This is a genomic window from Mumia quercus (assembly GCF_025506335.1).
GTDB lineage: Bacteria > Actinomycetota > Actinomycetes > Propionibacteriales > Nocardioidaceae > Mumia > Mumia quercus.
The window spans coordinates 262,495-282,406 of record NZ_JANZYO010000004.1; the positions used below are offsets into that span (position 1 = coordinate 262,495).

A 19,912-nucleotide genomic window follows, 5' to 3' on the forward strand; every position below is an offset into this window, starting at 1 on the left:
GCCCTCAGCGCAGGAACGCGGCGGCGACGCCCGCGTCGACGGGGATGTGGAGCCCGGTCGTGTGGCTGAGCTCGTCGCTGCACAGGACGAAGACCGCGTTGGCGATGTGCGACGGCAGCACCTCGCGCTTGAGGATCGTGCGCTGCGCGTAGAACTTGCCGAGGTCCTTCTCCTCCACGCCGTAGACCGCGGCACGGTTGGCGCCCCAGCCGCTGGCGAAGATGCCCGAGCCCTGGACGACACCGTCGGGGTTCACGCCGTTGACCTTGATGCCGTGCTCGCCGAGCTCGGCGGCCAGCAGCCGCACCTGGTGGGCCTGGTCGGCCTTCGCCGCGCCGTACGCGACGTTGTTCGGGCCGGCGAAGATCGAGTTCTTCGAGGAGATGTAGACGATGTCGCCGCCCATCCCCTGCTCGATCATCACCTTCGCCGTCGCCTGCGAGACGAGGAACGAGCCCTTGGCCATGACGTCGTGCTGGAGGTCCCAGTCCTTCTCGGTGGTCTCCAGCAGCGAGCGCGACAGCGAGAGCCCGGCGTTGTTGACGACGAGGTCCACGCCACCGAAGGCGAGCACCGCCGCGTCGACGGCCGCCTGGACGGCCTCGGCGCTGGAGACGTCGACCTGGACGCCGACGGCGACGTCGGTGCTGCCGATCTCGGCCGCGGCCTCCTGGGCCTTCTCCAGCGAGAGGTCGGCGATGACGACGCAGGCGCCCTCGGCCGCGAGCTTCTGCGCGGTCGCCTTGCCGATGCCGGAGGCGGCACCGGTCACGAGCGCGACGCGGGTGGCCAGCGGCTTGGGCTTGGGCATCCGCTGGAGCTTGGCCTCCTCCAGCGCCCAGTACTCGATCCGGAACTTCTCCGACTCGTCGATCGGGGCGTACGTGGACAGGCCCTCGGCGCCGCGCATGACGTTGATCGCGTTGACGTAGAACTCGCCGGCGACACGGGCGGTCTGCTTGTCCTTGCCGAAGCTGAACATGCCGACGCCGGGCACGAGCACGATCAGCGGGTCGGCACCACGGATGGCGGGGCTGTCCGCGGTCGCGTGCCGGTCGTAGTAGGCCTGGTAGTCCTCGCGGTAGGACACCGCGAGCTCCTTGAGCCGGGCGATCGAGTCCTCGACCGACGCGTCCGCGGGGAGGTCGAGCACCAGCGGCTTGACCTTCGTACGGAGGAAGTGGTCAGGGCAGGACGTGCCGAGCTCGGCGAGCCGCGGGTGCTCGGCGTGCGCGAGGAAGTCCAGCACGACGTCGGAGTCCGTGAAGTGGCCGACCATCGGCCGGTCCTGCGAGGCGATGCCACGGATCGTCGGGGCCAGCGCGGCCGCCTTGGCGCGACGCTCGGCCTCCGGCAGCGCGGCGTAACCGTCGAGCGCCGGCCCGAACGGCTCGGCCTTGCTGTGCTCCTCGATGTACGCCGCGGCCGTGCGAATGATCCACAGCGAGTTCAGCTCGGCCTCTTCGGACGTGTCACCCCACGCGGTGATGCCATGACCACCGAGGATGCAGCCGACCGCCTGCGGGTTCTTCGCCTTGATGTCGGCGATGTCGAGGCCGAGCTGGAAGCCGGGACGACGCCACGGGACCCACACGACCTTGTCGCCGAAGATCGTCTCGGTCAGCTTCTCGCCGTCGGCGGCGGTCGCGATCGCGATGCCGGAGTCGGGGTGGAGGTGGTCGACGTGGGCGGCGTCCACGAGACCGTGCATCGCCGTGTCGATCGACGGCGCCGCACCGCCCTTGCCGTGGAGGCAGTAGTCGAACGCGGCGACCATCTCGTCCTCACGCTCGACGCCCGGGTAGACGTCGACGAGCGCGCGCATGCGGTCCAGTCGCAGGACGGCCAGACCCGACTCCTTGAGCGTGCCGAGGTCTCCGCCGGAGCCCTTGACCCACAGGAGCTCGACGTCCTCGCCGGTCACCGGGTCGGTCTCGGTGCCCTTCGCGGAGGTGTTGCCGCCGGCGTAGTTGGTGTTGCGCGGATCGGCACCCAGGCGGTTCGAGCGCTCGATCAGCGCCTTGGCCGTGGGGTTCGTGCCGTTCGCGGAAGTGGTGTCGGACATCGTGGTCATCAGCTCCATCCAGCCTGGGTCCCGCCGACCCGCTCGGCCTCGATCTGTTCCTGGTAGCCGCTGGCGAGGTAGGCCTCCATCGGGTTCGCCGGGAGGCCCTGCGTCTCACGCCACGCGGCGAGGTCCGCGCGCACGTCGGTGTAGAAGGCGTCCATGAAGATCTCGTTCGCCCGCAGGACGTCGCCGTCCTCCTGTGCCGCCGTCAGGGCGTCGGTGTCCACGAGCAGCGCGCGCGCCGTCATCTCCTGGACGTTGAGCACCGAGCGGATCTGGCCCGGGATCTTCTTCTCGATGTTGTGGCACTGGTCGAGCATGAACGCGGTGTCGCCGTCCTTGCCGTACCCGCCACCGCGGACGACCTCGTAGAGGATCCGGAACAGCTGGTACGGGTCGGCCGCACCCACGATCAGGTCGTCGTCGGCGTAGAAGCGCGAGTTGAAGTCGAACGAGCCGAGCTTCCCGAGCCGCAGCAGCTGCGCGACGATGAACTCGATGTTGGTGCCGGGCGCGTGGTGGCCGGTGTCGAGGCAGACGACGGCGTTGTCACCGAGCGCGGCGACGTGCGTGTACGCCGTACCCCAGTCGGGGACGTCGGTGTGGTAGAAGGACGGCTCGAAGAACTTGTACTCGAGCACGAGACGCTGGTCAGCCGACAGCCGCTCGTAGATCGTGGCCAGCGACTCGGCGAGCCGGTCCTGGCGGCCGTGCATGTCGTTCTGGCCGGGGTAGTTGCTTCCCTCGGCGAGCCAGATCTTGAGGTCGCGCGACCCGGTCGCGTTCATCACGTCGATGCACGCGAAGTGGTGGTCGATCGCCTTCTGGCGGATCTTGGGGTCGGTGTGCGTCAGGGCGCCGAGCTTGTAGTCGTCGTCCTGGAACGTGTTGCTGTTGATCGTCCCGAGGCCGATGCCCTGGTCCTCGGCGAAGCGGCGCAGCGCCGCGTAGTCGTCGACCTCGTCCCACGGGATGTGCAGCGCGACGCGCGGCGCGAGCCCGGTGAAGCGGTGCACGGCAGCGGCGTCGGCGATCTTCTCCTCGACCGTCCGAGGCGTGCCGGGCGAGCCGAAGACCTTGAACCGCGTACCGGAGTTGCCGTAGGCCCACGAGGGGACCTCGATCTCCTGCTCCGCGAGTCGCGACGCGATGTCAGCGAAAGTCGTCATGTCAGTTGCTCTCTCCATGCGCACGGGTCTCGTACGCGCTCGTCTGTGCCAGCTGGTCTTCGAGGTGGAAGATCTCCTCGAGCTCGAGGAAGCCTTCGTCCGGTGCTCCGTCGAGGTCCTCGAAGAGCTCGGCCATCTCGGACTGCCAGCGACGGTTCACGTCGGTGGCAGCCATCTGTCGTCGGGCTTCCTCGAGCGACTCGGTCTCGAGGTAGCCGATCAGGAGCCCGTCGGGCCGGAGGAACAGCGAGTAGTTGTGCCAGCCGGCGGCGTGCAGGGCCTCGAGCATCTCGGGCCAGACCGCGGCGTGGCGACGCTTGTACTCGTCGATCCGGTCGGGCCGGACCTGCAGCTGGAAGCAGACGCGACGCATCGTTCCTCCGAGATTCGATGGTGGGTGGTGGGTCCCGGCCTCCCCAGGCCGCCGGGGAGGCCGGGAACCACGTCTCAGGTGCCAGGCGCGAACGACCTGGCGGACTTCACTTCGACCGTGAGATCAGAAGTTGAAGTCGTCGATGTTGTCCTTGTTGAACTCCAGCGGCTCGCCGAGGACCACGACGCCGTTCTCGCCGACGGTGTACTCACCGAGCTTGCCGGCCTCGAACTTGTCGCCTTCCTTGCCCTCGATCTCGCCCTCGATGAGCGCCTTCGCGGCGAAGGCGGTCAGGTAGCCGAGGTCCTCGGGGCTCCACAGCGCGAACGAGCCGACGGTGCCGTTCTTGACGTACTCACGCATCTGGTCCGGGGTGCCCAGACCGGTCAGCGCGACCTTGCCCTTGTACTGCGAGTCCGACAGGTAGCGGGCCGCCGCGGCGATGCCGACGGTGGTCGGAGAGACGATGCCCTTGAGGTCGGAGTGCTTCTGCAGGAGCGCGGCGGTCTTGTCGAACGACGTCTGGTCGTCGTCGTCGCCGTAGACCGTCTCGACGAGCTCGATGTTCGGGTGGTTCGCCTTGAGCTCCTCCTCCATGAGCTTGATCCACTCGTTCTGGTTCGTCGCGTTCGCCGACGCCGAGAGGATGGCGATCTTGCCCTGGTCGCCGATGGCCTTGGCGATGAGCTCGACCTGCTTGGAGGCGATGCCCTTGGCGTCGGCCTGGCTCACGAAGAGGTCGCGGTACTCCGGATCGGTGTCGGAGTCGAAGGTCACGACCTTGGTGCCGGCGTCACGCGCCTCCTGGAGGGCGTCGCCGATGGCCTTCGGGTCGTTCGCCGAGATGGCGATCGCGCCGGTGCCCTGCTGGGTCAGCGTGTTGATGTAGCTGACCTGCGAGTCGGGCGTCGCCTCGGACGGGCCGACCTCCTTGAAGGTGCCACCGAACTCCTCGACGGCCGCCTTGCCGCCGGTCGAGGAGGCGTCGAAGTACGGGTTGCCGAGGTTCTTCGGGAGGAACGTCACCGACAGGTCGCCGCTGCCGCCGTCGCCGGAACCGCCCTCGTCATCGCTTCCGCCGCAGGCGGTGAGCACCAGGCTCAGGCCGAGCGCAGCGGCGACGGCCGGGACGAACCGGCCAAGGCCGCGACGCCTCGTCGTTGCTGTGGTCATCGGTCTTCTCTCTCTCGCTCGCCGACCGGGGTGTCCGTGTCGGACTGGGGTACGCCGGGCGCGGAGGTGCCTGGCGATGTAGCGCTTGACTGCGCTCCGGGGCCGCCTCGCCGTCGTCGCTTGCTGCTGACCCAGCCGAGGACGCTCGAGCCCACGACGGAGACGACCAGCAGAAGGCCGGTGACGATGTTGATGACGTCGGCGGTCTGGTCGGCAAGGCGCAACGCGCTGCCGATCGCCCCGATGAGGAGCACACCGGCGATCACGCCGGGAAGTGCCCCTCGTCCGCCGAAGATCGAGACGCCGCCGAGGAGGACTGCGGCGATGACCTGCAGCTCCATCCCGTTGGCGTTGTCGCCGCGGGCACTTCCGTACCGCAGCGTGTAGTAGATGCCTGCGAGCGCGGAGACCACGCCCGTGAGCACGAACAGGAGCAGCTTGGTCCGCTCCACGCGGATGCCGGAGAAGCGCGCGGCGCCCTCGTTGAGGCCGATCGCGTACACGCCTCGACCGAACGCGGTGAAGTGGAGCAGGACGATGAAGAGGATCGCGAGCACCGCGAACGGGATCATGATCGACGGAATGTCCGACTCGCCGATGCGCCCGCGCGCCCAGTCGGTCCACGTGTCCGGGAAGTCCGTGACGGCCGTGGTCCCGAGCAGACCCACGGCGATGCCGCGGTAGAGGGCGAGCGTGCCGATCGTGACGGCGAGCGACGGGAGGCCGACCGTCGTCACGAGGAACCCGTTGAACGCGCCGCACACGACGCCGACCAGCAGCGCGGCCAGGGCCGCGACGAGGATCGGGGTGCCCTTGTCGTACAGGACACCGAACGAGACGCTCGCGAGCGCGACCGTGCTCGCGACCGACAGGTCGATCTCACCGGTGATGATCACCAGCGTCATCGGCAGCGCGATCAGGAGGATCGGCGCGACGTCGAGGAGCAGGTACGTGATCGTGATCGGCCGGTCGAAGAACGGCACCGTCGCCGACGCGTACAGGTAGACGACGACCAGCGCTGCCCAGACCGCGACGTCACGGCTGAAGAGGATCCGCTGCCACAGCGGCCGCTGGTGGTCGCGGTAGGTGCGAGCGACCTGCTTCGTCTCGCTGTCGGAGGGGTGGATGAGGCTGGTCATGCGGCGTCCCTCTCTGCCAGCAGCTTCTTGTGCTGACGCTCGCGCAGCACCTTGTCGAGGACGATCGCGGCGATGATGAGGATGCCGACCACGGCGCGCTGCCAGAAGTCCTGGATGCCGAGGATCGGGAGGCCGCGGTTGATCGTCATGAGGAGGTAGGCGCCGACTGCGGCACCGAAGAGGGTGCCGCTGCCGCCGAAGATCGCGACGCCGCCGATGACCGCCGCACCGACCGCCTCGAACTCGATGCCGAGCCCGGCGCCGGAGCTGATGGTGCCGTAGCGCGCGACGTACAGGACGCCTGCGAGACCGGCGAGGCCACCGGAGGCGGCGAACGCCAGCAGGGTGCGCTTGGTCTTCTTCAGGCCGTAGAGGGTCGCCGCGTCTGGGTCGGACCCGATCGCGTACATCTCGCGGCCCCCGCGCGTGCGTCCCATGACGTACGCGCCGATGCCGAGGACGAGGAAGGAGATCCAGGCCAGCGACGGGATCCCGAGGATCGACGACGTGCCGAAGGAGAGCAGGTCGCGCGGGATGTCGGAAGCGTTGATCCGGTCCGAGCCGGCCCACGACATCATGATGCCGCGGTAGATGTAGAGCGTGCCGAGCGTGATGACGAGCGCCGGGACCTTCGCGAACGCGACGAGCACGCCGTTGACCAGGCCCAGGACGACGCCGAGCAGGACCGCCAGCAGGAGCACGACCGGGACCGGGAGGCCGGTGTCGACGAAGAGACGCCCGGTCGCGTACGCCACGAGCCCGAGGATCGAGCCTACGGAGAGATCGACGTTGCGGGTGATGATGACGATCGCCTGGCCGACCGCGAGGACCACCAGGATCGACGGCGTCAGGAAGAGGTCGCGCCACCCGTCCTTGCTGAAGAGGAACGACGGGTTGATGGCGGTCGTGACCGCGAGGACCACCAGGAACGCGAGGATGATGCCGGTCTCGCGGGCCTGCACGATCTTGCGGAGCCGGTCGCCGGTCGACGGCTTCGGCGCCGCGTGGGCGGCGGGGGCTGCGGTGCTCATGCGGACGCTCCCTGGGTGTTCGTGGCCGCAAACATGACCGCCTCGGGGGTGGCCTCGTCGCGGCTGAGCTCGGCGGTGATGCGACCCTCGTGGACGACGACGACCCGGTCGGCCATCCCGAGGACCTCGGGGAGCTCCGACGAGATCATGACGACGGCCATGCCTTCGCCGGCGAGGGCGGACAGCAGGCGGTGGACCTCGGCCTTCGTGCCGACGTCGATGCCGCGGGTGGGCTCGTCGACGATCAGGACGTCAGGCTTGGTGCTGAGCCACTTGGCGAGGACGACCTTCTGCTGGTTGCCGCCGCTCAGGGTGCCCGCGAGCGTGTCGAGCGTGCTCGTCTTGACCTCCAGGCGCGAGGCCCAGTCACGGGCGGTGGCGTTCTCGGCGCGCGCCGAGAGCAGGCCCGCGCGGCTCAGGCGGCCACGGATCGCCATGGTGATGTTGCGCGTGATGGTCGACTCGAGGACGAGCCCGTGCTTGCGGCGGTCCTCGGGGACGAGGGCCATGCCGAGCCGGATCGCAGCGGCCGGGTCGTTCGGCGGCACGACCTTGCCCGAGACCTTGACGGTGCCGGAGTCGTACGGGTCGACGCCGAAGGCGGCCTGCATGATCTCGCTGCGCCCGGCGCCGACGAGACCGGCGAGGCCGACGATCTCCCCGCGACGGACCTGGAGGTCGACGTCGTGGAACACGCCGGCGCGGTTCAGCCCCTCGATCTCGAGGACGACCTCGCCGATCGCGGCAGGCTGCTTCGGGTAGAGCTCACCGACCTCGCGGCCGACGAGCCGTCGCACGACGTCGTCGACCGTGACGTCCGCGATGCGGTCGGTCGAGATGTACGCGCCGTCGCGCATCACCGTGATGGTGTCGCAGAGGGCGAAGACCTCGTCGAAGCGGTGGGAGATGAAGACGAGGGCGCGACCTTCGTCGCGCAGCGCACGGGCGATCGTCATCAGGCGCTCGACCTCGACGCCGGACAGCGCGGCCGTCGGCTCGTCCATGATGAGGACGCGGGCGTCGAGGGAGATGGCCTTGGCGATCTCGATGATCTGCTGGTCGGCGATCGAGAGGCCGTCAGCGGGGCGCTCGGGGTCGATGGCGACGCCGAGCCGGTCGAAGAGGGCGCGGGCCTCGGTGTCCATGGCCTTGCGGTCGATCCGGCCGAAACGGTTGCGCGGCTGGCGGCCCATGAAGAGGTTCTCGGTGACGCTGAGATCCGGGAAGAGCGTCGGCTCCTGGTAGATGACGGCGATGCCGGCGTCCTTCGCCTCGGCCGTGCTGCGGAAGTCGACCGGCTCCCCGAAGAGCTCGTACGAGCCCGAGTCCGCGCGGTACAGCCCCGCGATGATCTTGACCATCGTCGACTTGCCGGCGCCGTTCTCACCGACGAGCGCGTGGATCGACCCGGTGGTGACGGTCAGGCTGCCCGAGCGCAGGGCGACCACCTGCCCGAAGGTCTTCGAGACGTCGCGCAGTTCGAGCGCAACCGTCCCGGGGGCGGCTGTGGCCATCGACTTCCTCACCGACTTCCGTACACGCCGTTAACCAGGTGTGCATGTTTGAATCGTTTCAATTAACGTGGCGTTCACAAGGTATAGGAGGCCCTTGACCCGGTCAAGGGGTAGTTTGAAACGATTCAGTGGCAGACTGCACACCCTGTGCGTCAGACTGCCTCGCACACATCCCAGCGAGACCGAGGAGCCGCCGTGGTCGAGACCCCGTCCGCGCCCACGCCCGCGTCCAGCCTTCGTGACGTGGCGGCGCTCGCTGGGGTCTCTGTCGGAACTGTCTCAAACGTCCTCAATCATCCCACCAAGGTGTCGGCGCAGACCGCCGAGCGTGTCTTCGCCGCCATCCAGCAGCTCGGATTCGTCCGAAACGAGGCGGCCCGCCAGCTCCGCCAGGGCCACAGCCGCTCGGTCGGCCTGATCGTCCTCGACATCCGCAACCCGTTCTTCACCGACGTCGCCCAAGGCGTCGAGGACGAGGTCACCGCGCGGTCGCGCAGCGTGCTCCTCGCCAACTGCGCCGAGGACGCCGCCCGTGAGAGCGCGTACCTCGACCTCTTCGAGGAGCAGCGGGTCGACGGCCTGCTGATCTCGCCCGTCGGCGACGTGCTCGAGCGCCTCGACCGGCTGCGCGCACGTGGCATGGCCGTGATCCTCGTCGACCGGCTCGCGTCGACGGAGTCGTACAGCTCGGTGTCCGTCGACGACGTGCGCGGTGGGCGGATCGCCACGGAGCACCTGCTCTCCCTCGGGCGCCGTCGGATCACCTTCGTCGGGGCATCGACCGACATCGAGCAGGTGCGTGACCGGCTGGCCGGCGCGAAGGCAGCGGTGGCCGAGGTTCCCGACGCCACCCTCGAGCACCGCGAGATCGCCGGGATGAACGTCGCCCCCGCACTCGCTGAGGGCGAGCGCATCGTCGCGCTGCCGCCTGGGGAGCGCCCGGACGCCGTGTTCGCCGCCAACGACCTGATCGCCATGGGCATGCTCCAGGCGTTCACGCTGGGCGGGCTGCGCGTCCCCGACGACGTCGCTCTGATCGGCTACGACGACATCGACTACGCGGCGTCGGCGGCCATCCCGCTGTCGTCGATCCGTCAGCCTTCGCGCGAGATGGGCCGTCGCGCCGCCGAGCTGCTGCTGACCGAGATCGAGGCCGGCAGCAGGAACGCCGAGCACCAGCACATCGTGTTCGAGCCCGAGCTGGTCGCCCGCGCCTCGACGCTGGGCTGACGCTCCGGCCGAGCATCACGCCGGCGCCGGCACCTCGTACGGGATGCGGACGGTGAACCGGGTGTCACCGGGCTCGGACTCCACACGCAGGTCGCCGTGGTGCTTCTTCACGACGATGCGCCAGGAGATGTCGAGGCCCAGGCCGGTCCCCTCGCCGACCGGCTTCGTGGTGAAGAACGGCTCGAAGATGCGCCCCCGTACGTCGGCGGGGATGCCGGGTCCGGTGTCGGCGACCTCGACCTCGCACCAGTCCTCGACCCGGCGCGTGCTGATCGTGAGCGTGCCCGAGCCTTTCATCGCCTGGACCGCGTTGACGATCAGGTTGGTCCAGACCTGGTTCATCTCCGCGGCGTACATCGGCACCGGGGCGATCGTCCGGTCGTAGCGCTTGACGACCTCGATCCCACCCAGCTTCTTCTGGAGCATCACCAAGGTCGCGTCGATCAGCTCGTGCACGTCGGTGCGCACGAACGGCGCCCGGTCGAGCTGCGAGTACTGCTTGGCAGCGTCGACCAGGGTCGACACCCGGGTCGTCGCGTCCTCGATCTCGGCCATCAGCTCCTCGGTCTCGAGCGCGTACGCGAGCCAGCGCACCGCGCCGGGAAGCACCTCAGCATCGACCTGGGACGCGGCGTGGTCCAGCCAGGTCTCGTCGATCCCGGCGGAGACGAGGACCGCCGCGACCTCCCACCCCCGCTCGACGTCGTGGTCGTCGAGCCAGTCGGTGATCCGGTCCTCGAGGTCGGACGACTCGAGCGCGCCCAGCGCGTCGGCAGCGACCGCCTGCCCCCGCCGGGTCAGTGCGTCTTCCTGGAGCTGCATCAAGGTCGCGATCGTCGCGCGGTCGTACGGCCCCTCGGCGATCAGGGCGAGCTTGTGGCGCATGGCCGCGACCCGCTCGCGCAGGGTCGCCGTCGCACGCACCGCGGCCGACGCGGGGTTGTTGAGCTCGTGGGTGAGGCCGGCCGAGAGCTGGCCGAGGGCCTGGAGCCGCTCCCGCTGGCCGATCGCGGCCTGGGTGTTGCGCTGCCCGAAGAAGAGGCCCTCGAGAAGGTGGACCGCCATCGGGAACCACTCGTTCATGAGCTTGGCGAAGTCTGCCGCATCGAGCACGAAGAACCGCGACGGCTGCAGGACCCGCGTCGAGCCGCCGTACCCCTCGGGGGCACGGTCGCCGAGGTACGCCGACCACGCGCCGGTGTAGACGCCGGGCTGCGAGGTCCGCGAGATCTCGACGTCGTCGCCACCGACGGTCCGGAAGAGGGCGATCTCACCCTCCAGCATCACGTAGAAGCACGTAGCCGGGTCGCCCTCGCGGGTCAGCCAGCCGGGCTCGGCGTGCTCGACGTACCCGTGCTCGCACAGCCAGGCGAGCTGCCAGTCCTCGAGGTGCTCGAAGAGAAACATCGTGCGCAGCTCGGCCACCTCGCACGGGAGGCGTTCGGGGGCGCTCACAGCTGCTCCAGGTAGCGGTGCACGAGCATCACGGCCATCGCGCCCTCGCCGACCGCGGACGCCACCCGCTTGGCCGACTCGGCACGGACGTCGCCGGCGGCGAAGATCCCGGGGACGCTGCTCTCCAGGTGGTACGGCGGGCGGTCGAGCGGCCAGCCCGGCGGCGGCGCACCGTCGCGCAGCAGGTCGGGACCGGTGGTCACGAACCCGTACGGGTCACGGACGACGACGCCGTCGAGCCACTCGGTGCGCGGTACCGCGCCGATGAAGACGAACAGCCAGCCGCAGGGGACGGTGGTGGTCTCGTCGGTCGCGACGTCGCGCAGCACGATGCCCTCGAGGTGACCCTCCCCGCAGGCCTCGGCGACGACGGTCGACGTCCTCACGCTGATCCGCGGGTGCGCCTCGACCTGCTCGACGAGGTACGCCGACATCGACTGCGTCAGCGACGTCCCCCGGACGAGGATCGTCACGCTGCGCGCCTCGCGCGCGAGCGCGAGCGCGGCCTGACCTGCAGAGTTGGCGCCTCCCACGACGTACACGTCCTGGTCCGCGCACGCTGCGGCGTTCGTGAGCGCCGACCCGTAGTAGAGGCCACGTCCCGACATCGCGTCGAGCCGCGGCCCTTCGAGGCGCCGGTACGACACCCCGCCGGCGAGGATCACCGTCTGCGCGTCGATGCTGCTGCCGTCGGCGAAGCGTACGGAGCGGGCCGCGCCGTTGACCTCCAGTCCGACCGCGTCACGCGTGGTGACGAGCTCGGCGCCGAACTTCAGCGCCTGGCGCCGCGCACGCTCGGTCAGCTGCGCGCCCGAGACGCCGTCGGGGAACCCGAGGTAGTTCTCGATGCGTGAGCTCTGGCCCGCCTGGCCGCCTGTCGCCGTCCGCTCGACGAGCACCGTCCGCAGGCCCTCGGACGCCCCGTACAGAGCGGCGCTGAGACCCGCCGGTCCCCCGCCCACGACGACGACGTCGTAGAAGTCCTCGCTGGGCCGGGTCACGAGTCCCACCCGCTCGCCGAGGACCGCGTCGGTCGGCGCGACGAGGACGTCTCCGGCCGGGGTGACGACGACGGGCAGCTCCGGCTCGTCGAGCTCGGCAGCCTTGAGCAGCGCCCGGGCCTCCGACGAGTCGGTGGAGAACCACCGGTACGCCACCTGGTTGCGCGCCAGGAACTCCCGCACCGCCGACGAGCGCGCGGACCAGCGGTGGCCGATCAGCTTGGTCTCGGCGACCGGGTGGCGCTCGACCCTCGACCAGGCGTCGAGCTGGTCGTCGATCACCGGGTAGAGCTTCTCCTCGGGCGGGTCCCACGGCTTGAGGAGGTAGTGGTCGAGGTCGACGAGGTTGATCGCGTCGATGGCCGCGTCGGTGTCGGCGTACGCGGTGACGAGCACGCGCCGCGCGACCGGGAACAGGTCTATCGCCTGCTCCAGGAACTCGATGCCGGTCATCAGGGGCATGCGGTGGTCGGCGAGGATCACGGCGACCTCCTCACCGCGCAGCCGGAGCTCTTTGAGCGCGTCGAGCGCGGCCGGACCCGACTCCGCACGCACGATGCGGTAGTCGTCGCCGTACCTTCGCCGCAGGTCGCGGGCGAGCGCACGGGAGACGGCAGGGTCGTCGTCGACGGTCAGGAGTGCGGCGCGGGCGGACTGGTCTCGCGCGGCCGGAGACTGCACCATGCGACGACAGTACGCCGCCGCTGGTCACGCGCGCGCGGGTTCAGGCGTTGGTGCATGGGTGGTCACGGCGAGCCGCTCGGTGACCACCCACGTACCGATGCGTCGGGCCCGGGTCGCGCGCGGCCCCCTTCCGGCGCGCCGACGGTGGTCCCCGGTGAGGCCATCGAGCGTTCACCGCGTGTTCGTGTCACCGTCGGGGCGCTGTCGCTCCGGATTCCTAGCGTGCCACCGTCCGACATCGACGACGCCAGGAGCACACGTGCCTTCACTGCTTCCGTTCCTCAGCCCCGGCCGCTCCGGATCGCCGTGCGCGTCCGGGCGCGCGGCCCTGACCTGCCGCATGCGCTGCGGCGACGCCTGCGCCCACGACGCGCCCAACACCTCCGACAACGCGTACTTCGGTGACGTCGCCACCGCGATGTCGCGCCGCGGCCTGCTGCGCACCGGAGCGGTGGTCGGTGCCGGCGCCGCGGCTGCCGGCCTCGCGCTCGCGACGGCCGCCCCTGCTGCGGCTGCCCCTGCCGTACCCGCGAAGGGCCGGCCGGGCGGCCCGGGCGCCGGGACCGGCAAGGGTCTCGACTTCGTCCCCGTCGCGCCGAACACCCGGGACCAGGTCACCGTCCCGCCGGGGTACGCCCAGGCCGTCGTGATGGCGTGGGGAGACCCGCTCTTCCGCGGCACGCCGGCGTTCGACGTGGACCGCCAGAGCGCGGCCGCGCAGAAGAAGCAGTTCGGCTACAACAACGACTTCCTCGGCCTGCTGCCGCTGGGGCGCGGGCAGTACCTCATGGTCGTCAACCACGAGTACACCAGCGAGCAGCTGATGCACCGCGGGTACGACGCCGCGCACCCGACGCGCGAACAGGTCGAGATCGGCTGGGCCGCGCACGGTCTGAGCGTGGTCGTCGTGGAGGAGGAGCGCGGAACCGGCGCGCTCAAGCCCGTCGTCGGCCACCGGCTGAACCGACGCCTGCACACCCAGAGCACCTTCGAGCTGACGGGCCCGGTCGCCGGGCACGCGCTCGTGCGCACGAAGGCCGACCCGCGGGGCCGCACCGTGCTCGGCACGCTCAACAACTGCGGCGGCGGGCTCACCCCGTGGGGCACGTGGCTGACGGCGGAGGAGAACTTCAACCAGTACTTCGCCAACGGCTCGTCGGTCACCGACGCCACCGTGCTCGCCCGGCTCAAGCGGTACGGCGCGGCCGGCTCCGCGACCGAGCGCAAGTGGGAACGCTTCGACGACCGCTTCGACCTCACCAAGGAGCCGAACGAGATCAACCGCTTCGGATGGATCGTCGAGGTCGACCCGTACGACCCGACGTCGACGCCGAAGAAGCGCACCGCGCTCGGTCGCTTCAAGCACGAGGCCGCGGAGCCACAGCTCACCAAGGACGGCCGCGTCGCGATGTACATGGGCGACGACGAGCGCTTCGACTACCTCTACAAGTTCGTCTCCGACGGCAAGGTGGCACGCGGGGCGGACGACGCCGCGCGACGCCGCAACCGCGACGTGCTCGACAGCGGCACGCTGTACGTCGCCCGCTTCCTCGGCAACTCCTCGGTGGCCGAGATCGACGGTACGGGCGCGTTGCCGAGCGACGGTGCGTTCGACGGCGCCGGCGTGTGGGTGCCCCTCGTCAGCGGCACCACCTCGTACGTGAAGGGCATGACCGCCGAGGAGGTGCTGCTGTTCACCCGCCAGGCGGCCGACATCGTGGGCGCGACCAAGATGGACCGTCCCGAGGACGTCGAGCCGAGCCCCCAGACGGGCAAGGTCTACGTCGCGCTGACGAACAACTCCAACCGCGGGGCGGCCGGGCAGACCCCCGCCGACGAGACGAACCCGCGCAACGCCAACAAGCACGGGCACGTCCTGGAGCTGACCGAGCTCGACGACGACGGGGCGTCGACGGCGTTCACGTGGAACCTGCTCCTCGTCTGCGGGGACCCGAAGGACCCGAACACCTACTGGGGCGGCTTCGACCCGCGGCGCGTCTCGCCGATCTCGTGCCCCGACAACGTCGCGTTCGACCCGCACGGCAACCTGTGGATCTCGACCGACGGCAACGCGCTGGGCTCGCACGACGGCCTGTTCGCAGTGCCGCTGGAGGGCAGGAACCGCGGCCAGGTCAAGCAGTTCCTCACCGTCCCGACGGGCGCCGAGACGTGCGGGCCGTGGATCGACTCCGACCGCGTGATGGTGTGCGTCCAGCACCCGGGTGAGAAGGACGGCGCGAGCGTCGACGCGCCGGCCTCGCAGTGGCCCGACGGCCCCGGCTCGGTGCCGCGCCCCGGCGTCGTGGCCGTCTGGCCGAGGCGGCGCTGAGCACCCTCCCGTTTGCGGAGGCGGGGTCGGTTGACCGGCGGTTCGGTCAGCCGACCCCGACGAGCGCGACGCTCCACGCGAACCCGGCGACCACCGGCAGCGCGCACAGCACGCCCAGCCGCGCGTAGGAGGTCGGGACGAGGTGCGCGACGATGTCGGAGAGGACGACACCGGCGGCCAGCGACAGGAAGACCGCGACGAGGTTGCCGGCCGTCGACGACACGATCAGGTGAGCCACCACGGCCACCAGCGCGCCGTACCCGATGAGCGCGGTCCAGGTCTGCATCACCCGCCGCCGGCGTACGCCCTCCTCGCGCAGCACCGCGGTGGCGACGGCACCCTCGGGGATGCCGCAGAGGAACACGGCGACGATCACCGCGAGGCTCACGCCGTGCCCGTGCAGCGCGCCGACGATGACCACGACCTCCGAGGCCACCGCGAGCAGCAGCGTCGCGAACCGGTGCTGCACCGGAGGAGGGCCGGTGGCGGAGTCAGCCATCGCCTGGCGGAGGCCGCCACGCCCGGCGAGCACGCTGCCCGCGAGCACCGCCCCCGCGAACAGGCCTCCGGCGACGAAGAACGGGCGGCCGGCGTGCGCCCCGGCCTCGTCCACCAGCTCGTACGCGACCGCGCCGATCAGCGCTCCAGCACCGAAACCAGCGCCCAGGGCCACCCACGCGGGACGCGGGTGACGGACGACCGCCAGCAGGCCACCGATCAGGAAGGACGACGAGGCGACCGCACCCCAGAGCACCGCTACGAGCATGGTGCGACAGTCCCACATCCGGGGGCCCTCCGCCGCCGGTCGGCCACCTTCCCCCTACCAAAGGCGGAGGCGGCCCTGGACGTCGGACGGATGCGGCGCCGGCAGCCGCGCGGCGACGCTGGAGCGGTGACACTCACGCTCGCCGGTCTCCTGCTCGTGCTGGCGCTGGTCGACAGCACCAGCATCGGCACGCTGATCGTTCCCATGTGGCTCCTCCTCGCGACCGGCCGTAGGGGCGTGGGGAAGGTCGTGCTCTACCTGGTGACGATCGGTGCCTTCTACCTCGCGCTCGGGCTCGTCCTCGCTGCCGGGGCCCGGGCCGCGTTCGTCGCGCTCGGGGACGCCCTCGACTCGCCTGCCGTGTCCGTCGCCGCGGTGGTCGTCGGCGTCGCCCTCGTGTGGTGGAGCTACCGGATCGACCCCAAGACCAAGGCGAAGCGGGGCGAGGATCCGCACGCCGCAGCCAGGCGGTGGCACGCCCGGATCTCGACGGCCCTCGGCTCGACCCGCGGCGTCGTGGTGCTCGCCCTGGTGGCGGGCCTGCTCGAGGCAGCCAGCATGGTGCCGTACCTCGCCGCGATCGGTGCGCTGTCGGCCGCCGACCTCGGCGTGGCGAGCACCGTGACGGCCCTGACGGCCTACTGCCTGGTGATGATCGCACCCGCGCTGGTGCTGGTGGTGCTGCGCGTCCTCGCTGCGCGGTGGGTGGACCGGCCGCTGGAGCGGCTCGCCGCCTGGGCCGAGCGCAGCGCGGCCTCCGCGACGGCCTGGACGGTCGGGATCGTCGGCGTGCTGATCGGTCTCCAAGGGCTGGGCGGGCTGGCCGGATGAGCGCCCGCGATCTGCGGGCGGACTAGCCTGTGCCCATGGAGCAGCCCCACGACCCTGCCTCGCGGATGCGGGTCTCCGACGCCGACCGCGAGCAGGTGGCCGAGATGCTGCGGACCGCCGCCGGTGAGGGACGCATCGACACCGACGAGCTCGACGAACGCCTCGGCGCCGCGTACTCCGCGAAGACCTTCGCCGACCTCGCGCCGCTGGTCGAGGACCTGCCGGGGACCCCTCCGTACGCGCCACCGTTGCCCGTGTCTCCCGCGCCCACCACGCAGCCTGCCCAGCGGACCAACGCCATCGACCCGAGGGGCGGGCGGCAGAGCGAGACCGGCGTCGCGATCATGAGCGGCTACGAGCGGCGCGGCGACTGGCTCGTCCCGCAGCACCTCACCGTGACCGCGGTGATGGGAGGTGCCCACCTCGACACCCGCCGCGCGCGCTTCAGCGGACCCGAGGTGACGATCACGGTCAACGCGGTGATGGGCGGCGCGGAGATCGTCGTCGCCCCTACTACCCGCGTGGTGATGGAGGGCATCGGCATCATGGGCGGCTTCTCCGGCCCGAGGGACGACAGCGAGGTCCGTCCCGACGCGCCGACCCTGCGGGTCAAGGGGGTGGCGTTCTGGGGCGGCGTCACCGTCTCTCGCAAGGAGTAGCGTCCTTCGGTCCCGAAAACCGGTTGACCCGTGTGACATCCTGGACGGGCGATGAAGAACTGACACCGACCCTGCTCGCGTCCGAGGCCATCCGCCCGGCGAGCCCCTCCGGACCCCACGAGGTCTTTCGGTGTCTTCTTCCCACGCAGCTTCCACCTCCGCCCCGACCACGCGCTCGCTGGTCGCCCGCGGCATCACCGTCGCGTACGGGTTGCGCACGGTGCTCGACGCCGTCGACCTCACCGCCTCGCCCGGCGAGCGCCTCGGGCTCGTCGGCGAGAACGGCGCCGGCAAGTCGACGCTCCTGCGCGTCCTCGCCGGGACCCAGGCGCCCGACGACGGAACGGTGACGCGGCCAGCCCACGTGACGTACCTCGGCCAGGTCCCCGACCTTCCGGACGACGGGACGCTCCGTGACGCGGTCGACGCGGCGCTCGCCGACTTCCGCGTGCTCGAGGCGCGGATGCGTGAGCTCGAGCAGGCGATGACCGATGGCGACGAGGGGGCGCTCGCGCCGTACGGGGAGGTCCTCGACGCGTACGAACGACGCGACGGCTGGTCCGCCGACGCCCGCGCCGCGCGCGCGATCGCCGGGCTGGGCCTGGGCGACGTCGCCGAGGACCGCCGCCTCGCGACGCTGTCGGGTGGGCAGCGCTCGCGCCTGGCTCTCGCGCTCGCGCTCGTCGTGTCGGCAGACCTCATGCTGCTCGACGAGCCGACGAACCACCTCGACGACTCCGCGGTGTCCTACCTGGAGCGGGCGCTCGCCGAGCAGCACGGCGCCGTGGTGGTGGTCTCGCACGACCGCGCCTTCCTCGACGCGACCTGCACCGGCATCCTCGACCTGGACCCGTCGCTGCACGTGCACCCCGACGGGCTCACCTCCACCGGTCCGGCGCGCTACACCGGCGACTACACCGCGTACCTCGCGGCGAAGGCGTCGGCGCGTGTGCGCTGGGCCCAGGCGCGGACCGCGTGGGAGGACGCGCACGCCGAGGCGAAGGCGGTGCTCCAGAACGGCAGCCGGCAGGTCGGTCACCAGGGCTACCGCCCTCCGCGCGACAACGACAAGTTCATCGGGCACTTCCTCGGCGAGCGCAAGGACGCGGCCGTGTCGCGCCGCGTGCGTGACGCGGAGAACCGCCTCGCGAAGCTCGAGGAGCACCCCGTGCCTCCGCCGCCGGAGAAGCGGGCCTTCGCCGGACTCGCCGAGGTCTCGCCTGCCGACGGCGTCCTGGTCGCCGTACGCGGGGTGGAGGTGGCCGACCGGCTTCGCCTCGACGCGCTCGACGTCTCCGCCGACAGCCGGCTGCTGGTCGTCGGCCCGAACGGCGCCGGCAAGTCGACGCTGCTCGCGGTCCTGGCCGGAGCCCTCGAGCCCGACGCCGGCACCGTACGACGGCAGCGCCGGCTGCGGATCGGCTACCTCCCGCAGGAGGACTCGTACGCCGACCCCGGCGCGAGCGCGCTGGCCGTGTTCGCCGACGGCCGCGAGGGTCCTGCCGAGGAGTGGCGCGGCGCGCTGCGCAAGACCGGTCTGCTGCACCCGCGCGACCTCGACAAGCCGGTGGGCGAGCTGTCGATCGGCCAGCAGCGACGGCTCTCGCTGGCTCGTGTCGTGAGCGAGCGTCCGCAGCTGCTGCTCCTCGACGAGCCCACCAACCACCTGTCGGTTGCGCTGGTCGAGGAGCTCCAGGAGGCGCTCACGTCCAGCTCCGTCCCGGTCGTGCTCGTCACGCACGACCGGTGGTGGCGTCGCCAGTGGGACGGGCAGACGCTCGCGCTCCAGCCCGCGTGAGCCTCCGGTCCGTTCAGGGCAGCTCGACGACCAGCTCGACAACCTCGAAACGGCCGTCCGGATGGCGGCGCACGTCGAGCCATCCATCAGGGACGCAGCGGCGCCTGCGCGTGTCCAGCCTGCGCAGCGCTACGTCGGTCCCGGCGGGAACCACCGTCGTCCCGGCCCGACGCGCACCGAGCATGACGGCGGCCGTCTCCGTCCCGGCGGTGACGTCGAGCCACACCGGCACCTCGTCGTCGTCGTCGAGGTCGGCGGGGTCGTGGGCGAGGGTCCACGCCCACGCCAGCACGGCCTGGGTGCCCGCCTCGTCGTGGAATTGGAGGGCGACCTCGTGGTCCGTGTCGTCGTCGTGGCTCTCACCCACCTTGCGCAGTCCTGACGGGAGACGGAGCTTCTTCGGCGTCCGGAGCATCCGAGCGAGCATCCGCCACATTGCGAACACCCCGACGACCTGCACCCGCATCAGTGGTCGCCACAGGCGCTCGGGCGGGATACCGCGGTCCCATGCCCGGACCAGCAGTCGCACCATCTTCTGCGTGGCCTCGTCGAGCGGCCGGTCCTCCGTCAGCACCCGGTCGATCTCGCGCCGGAGCACCCACGACGAGGCGTCTCCGGTCGTCTGCCGATGCTGCCAGGCAGCCGTGTACGCCCGGACAAGTGCCTCACCGTCCGTCACACGTCCTCCTCGG

16 protein-coding genes are annotated in these 19,912 nt (G+C 70.8%); 5 read left to right on the forward strand and 11 right to left on the reverse strand.

Annotated elements, in window-relative coordinates; genetic code table 11:
* Positions 1-4: 4 nt before the first annotated feature.
* From NYZ95_RS10600 to NYZ95_RS10630, 7 genes are all read right to left on the reverse strand, one after another.
* A complete protein-coding gene (locus NYZ95_RS10600) occupies positions 5-2,074 on the reverse strand; it encodes a bifunctional aldolase/short-chain dehydrogenase (RefSeq protein ID WP_262851239.1) in 2,070 nt (689 codons plus the stop codon).
* The gene (gene rhaI / locus NYZ95_RS10605; protein ID WP_262851240.1) at positions 2,074-3,237 is read right to left on the reverse strand and encodes an L-rhamnose isomerase; all 1,164 of its coding nucleotides are present in this window, start codon (positions 3,235-3,237) and stop codon (positions 2,074-2,076) included. Before rhaI ends, NYZ95_RS10600 begins: the two co-directional genes overlap by 1 nt.
* Position 3,238: 1 nt before the next feature.
* The gene (locus NYZ95_RS10610; protein WP_262851241.1) at positions 3,239-3,610 is read right to left on the reverse strand and encodes an L-rhamnose mutarotase; all 372 of its coding nucleotides are present in this window, start codon (positions 3,608-3,610) and stop codon (positions 3,239-3,241) included.
* A gap of 123 nt (positions 3,611-3,733) precedes the next feature.
* Positions 3,734-4,783: a rhamnose ABC transporter substrate-binding protein gene (gene rhaS, locus NYZ95_RS10615; protein WP_262851242.1), complete on the reverse strand. Its 1,050-nt coding sequence runs from the start codon at positions 4,781-4,783 to the stop codon at positions 3,734-3,736.
* Positions 4,780-5,922: an ABC transporter permease gene (locus tag NYZ95_RS10620; protein ID WP_262851243.1), complete on the reverse strand. Its 1,143-nt coding sequence runs from the start codon at positions 5,920-5,922 to the stop codon at positions 4,780-4,782. The genes rhaS and NYZ95_RS10620 overlap by 4 nt, the downstream gene beginning before the upstream one ends.
* Entirely contained in the window at positions 5,919-6,953 is a 1,035-nt protein-coding gene (locus tag NYZ95_RS10625; RefSeq protein ID WP_262851244.1) for an ABC transporter permease, read from the reverse strand. The genes NYZ95_RS10620 and NYZ95_RS10625 overlap by 4 nt, the downstream gene beginning before the upstream one ends.
* Entirely contained in the window at positions 6,950-8,467 is a 1,518-nt protein-coding gene (locus NYZ95_RS10630; RefSeq protein WP_262851245.1) for a sugar ABC transporter ATP-binding protein, read from the reverse strand. Before NYZ95_RS10630 ends, NYZ95_RS10625 begins: the two co-directional genes overlap by 4 nt.
* A gap of 195 nt (positions 8,468-8,662) precedes the next feature.
* Between NYZ95_RS10630 and NYZ95_RS10635 the strand changes: the two genes are divergently transcribed.
* Positions 8,663-9,697 carry a LacI family DNA-binding transcriptional regulator gene (locus NYZ95_RS10635; RefSeq protein ID WP_262851246.1) on the forward strand — a complete coding sequence of 345 codons (1,035 nt, stop codon included), beginning with the start codon at positions 8,663-8,665 and terminating at the stop codon, positions 9,695-9,697.
* 15 nt (positions 9,698-9,712) lie between these two features.
* Here the strand turns inward: NYZ95_RS10635 and NYZ95_RS10640 are convergent, their stop codons facing one another.
* Positions 9,713-11,152, reverse strand: a complete 1,440-nt coding sequence (locus tag NYZ95_RS10640) for an ATP-binding protein (protein ID WP_262851247.1) — start codon at positions 11,150-11,152, stop codon at positions 9,713-9,715.
* Positions 11,149-12,837 (reverse strand): NAD(P)/FAD-dependent oxidoreductase, encoded by a 1,689-nt coding sequence (locus tag NYZ95_RS10645; protein WP_262851248.1) that lies wholly within the window; start codon positions 12,835-12,837, stop codon positions 11,149-11,151. Before NYZ95_RS10645 ends, NYZ95_RS10640 begins: the two co-directional genes overlap by 4 nt.
* Before the next feature lie 259 nt (positions 12,838-13,096).
* On the opposite strand from NYZ95_RS10645, the gene NYZ95_RS10650 reads away from it, so the two are divergent.
* Positions 13,097-15,166 (forward strand): PhoX family protein, encoded by a 2,070-nt coding sequence (locus tag NYZ95_RS10650; RefSeq protein ID WP_262851249.1) that lies wholly within the window; start codon positions 13,097-13,099, stop codon positions 15,164-15,166.
* A 46-nt stretch (positions 15,167-15,212) separates the two neighbouring features.
* Here the strand turns inward: NYZ95_RS10650 and NYZ95_RS10655 are convergent, their stop codons facing one another.
* A complete protein-coding gene (locus NYZ95_RS10655) occupies positions 15,213-15,932 on the reverse strand; it encodes a hypothetical protein (RefSeq protein ID WP_262851250.1) in 720 nt (239 codons plus the stop codon).
* A gap of 126 nt (positions 15,933-16,058) precedes the next feature.
* Between NYZ95_RS10655 and NYZ95_RS10660 the strand changes: the two genes are divergently transcribed.
* The 3 genes from NYZ95_RS10660 to NYZ95_RS10670 all read left to right on the forward strand — a co-directional run bounded on the left by NYZ95_RS10660 (position 16,059) and on the right by NYZ95_RS10670 (position 19,220).
* The gene (locus NYZ95_RS10660) at positions 16,059-16,763 is read left to right on the forward strand and encodes a GAP family protein (protein ID WP_262851251.1); all 705 of its coding nucleotides are present in this window, start codon (positions 16,059-16,061) and stop codon (positions 16,761-16,763) included.
* Between the two features lie 35 nt (positions 16,764-16,798).
* Complete coding sequence (locus NYZ95_RS10665) at positions 16,799-17,422, forward strand: DUF1707 SHOCT-like domain-containing protein (RefSeq protein ID WP_262851252.1); 624 nt, start codon at positions 16,799-16,801, stop codon at positions 17,420-17,422.
* 130 nt (positions 17,423-17,552) lie between these two features.
* A complete protein-coding gene (locus NYZ95_RS10670) occupies positions 17,553-19,220 on the forward strand; it encodes an ABC-F family ATP-binding cassette domain-containing protein (RefSeq protein ID WP_262851253.1) in 1,668 nt (555 codons plus the stop codon).
* Between the two features lie 13 nt (positions 19,221-19,233).
* Here NYZ95_RS10670 and NYZ95_RS10675 read toward each other — a convergent pair whose 3' ends face one another.
* On the reverse strand, positions 19,234-19,899 hold the full coding sequence (locus NYZ95_RS10675) for a hypothetical protein (RefSeq protein WP_262851254.1): 666 nt from the start codon (positions 19,897-19,899) through the stop codon (positions 19,234-19,236).
* Between the last annotated feature and the right edge of the window lie 13 nt (positions 19,900-19,912).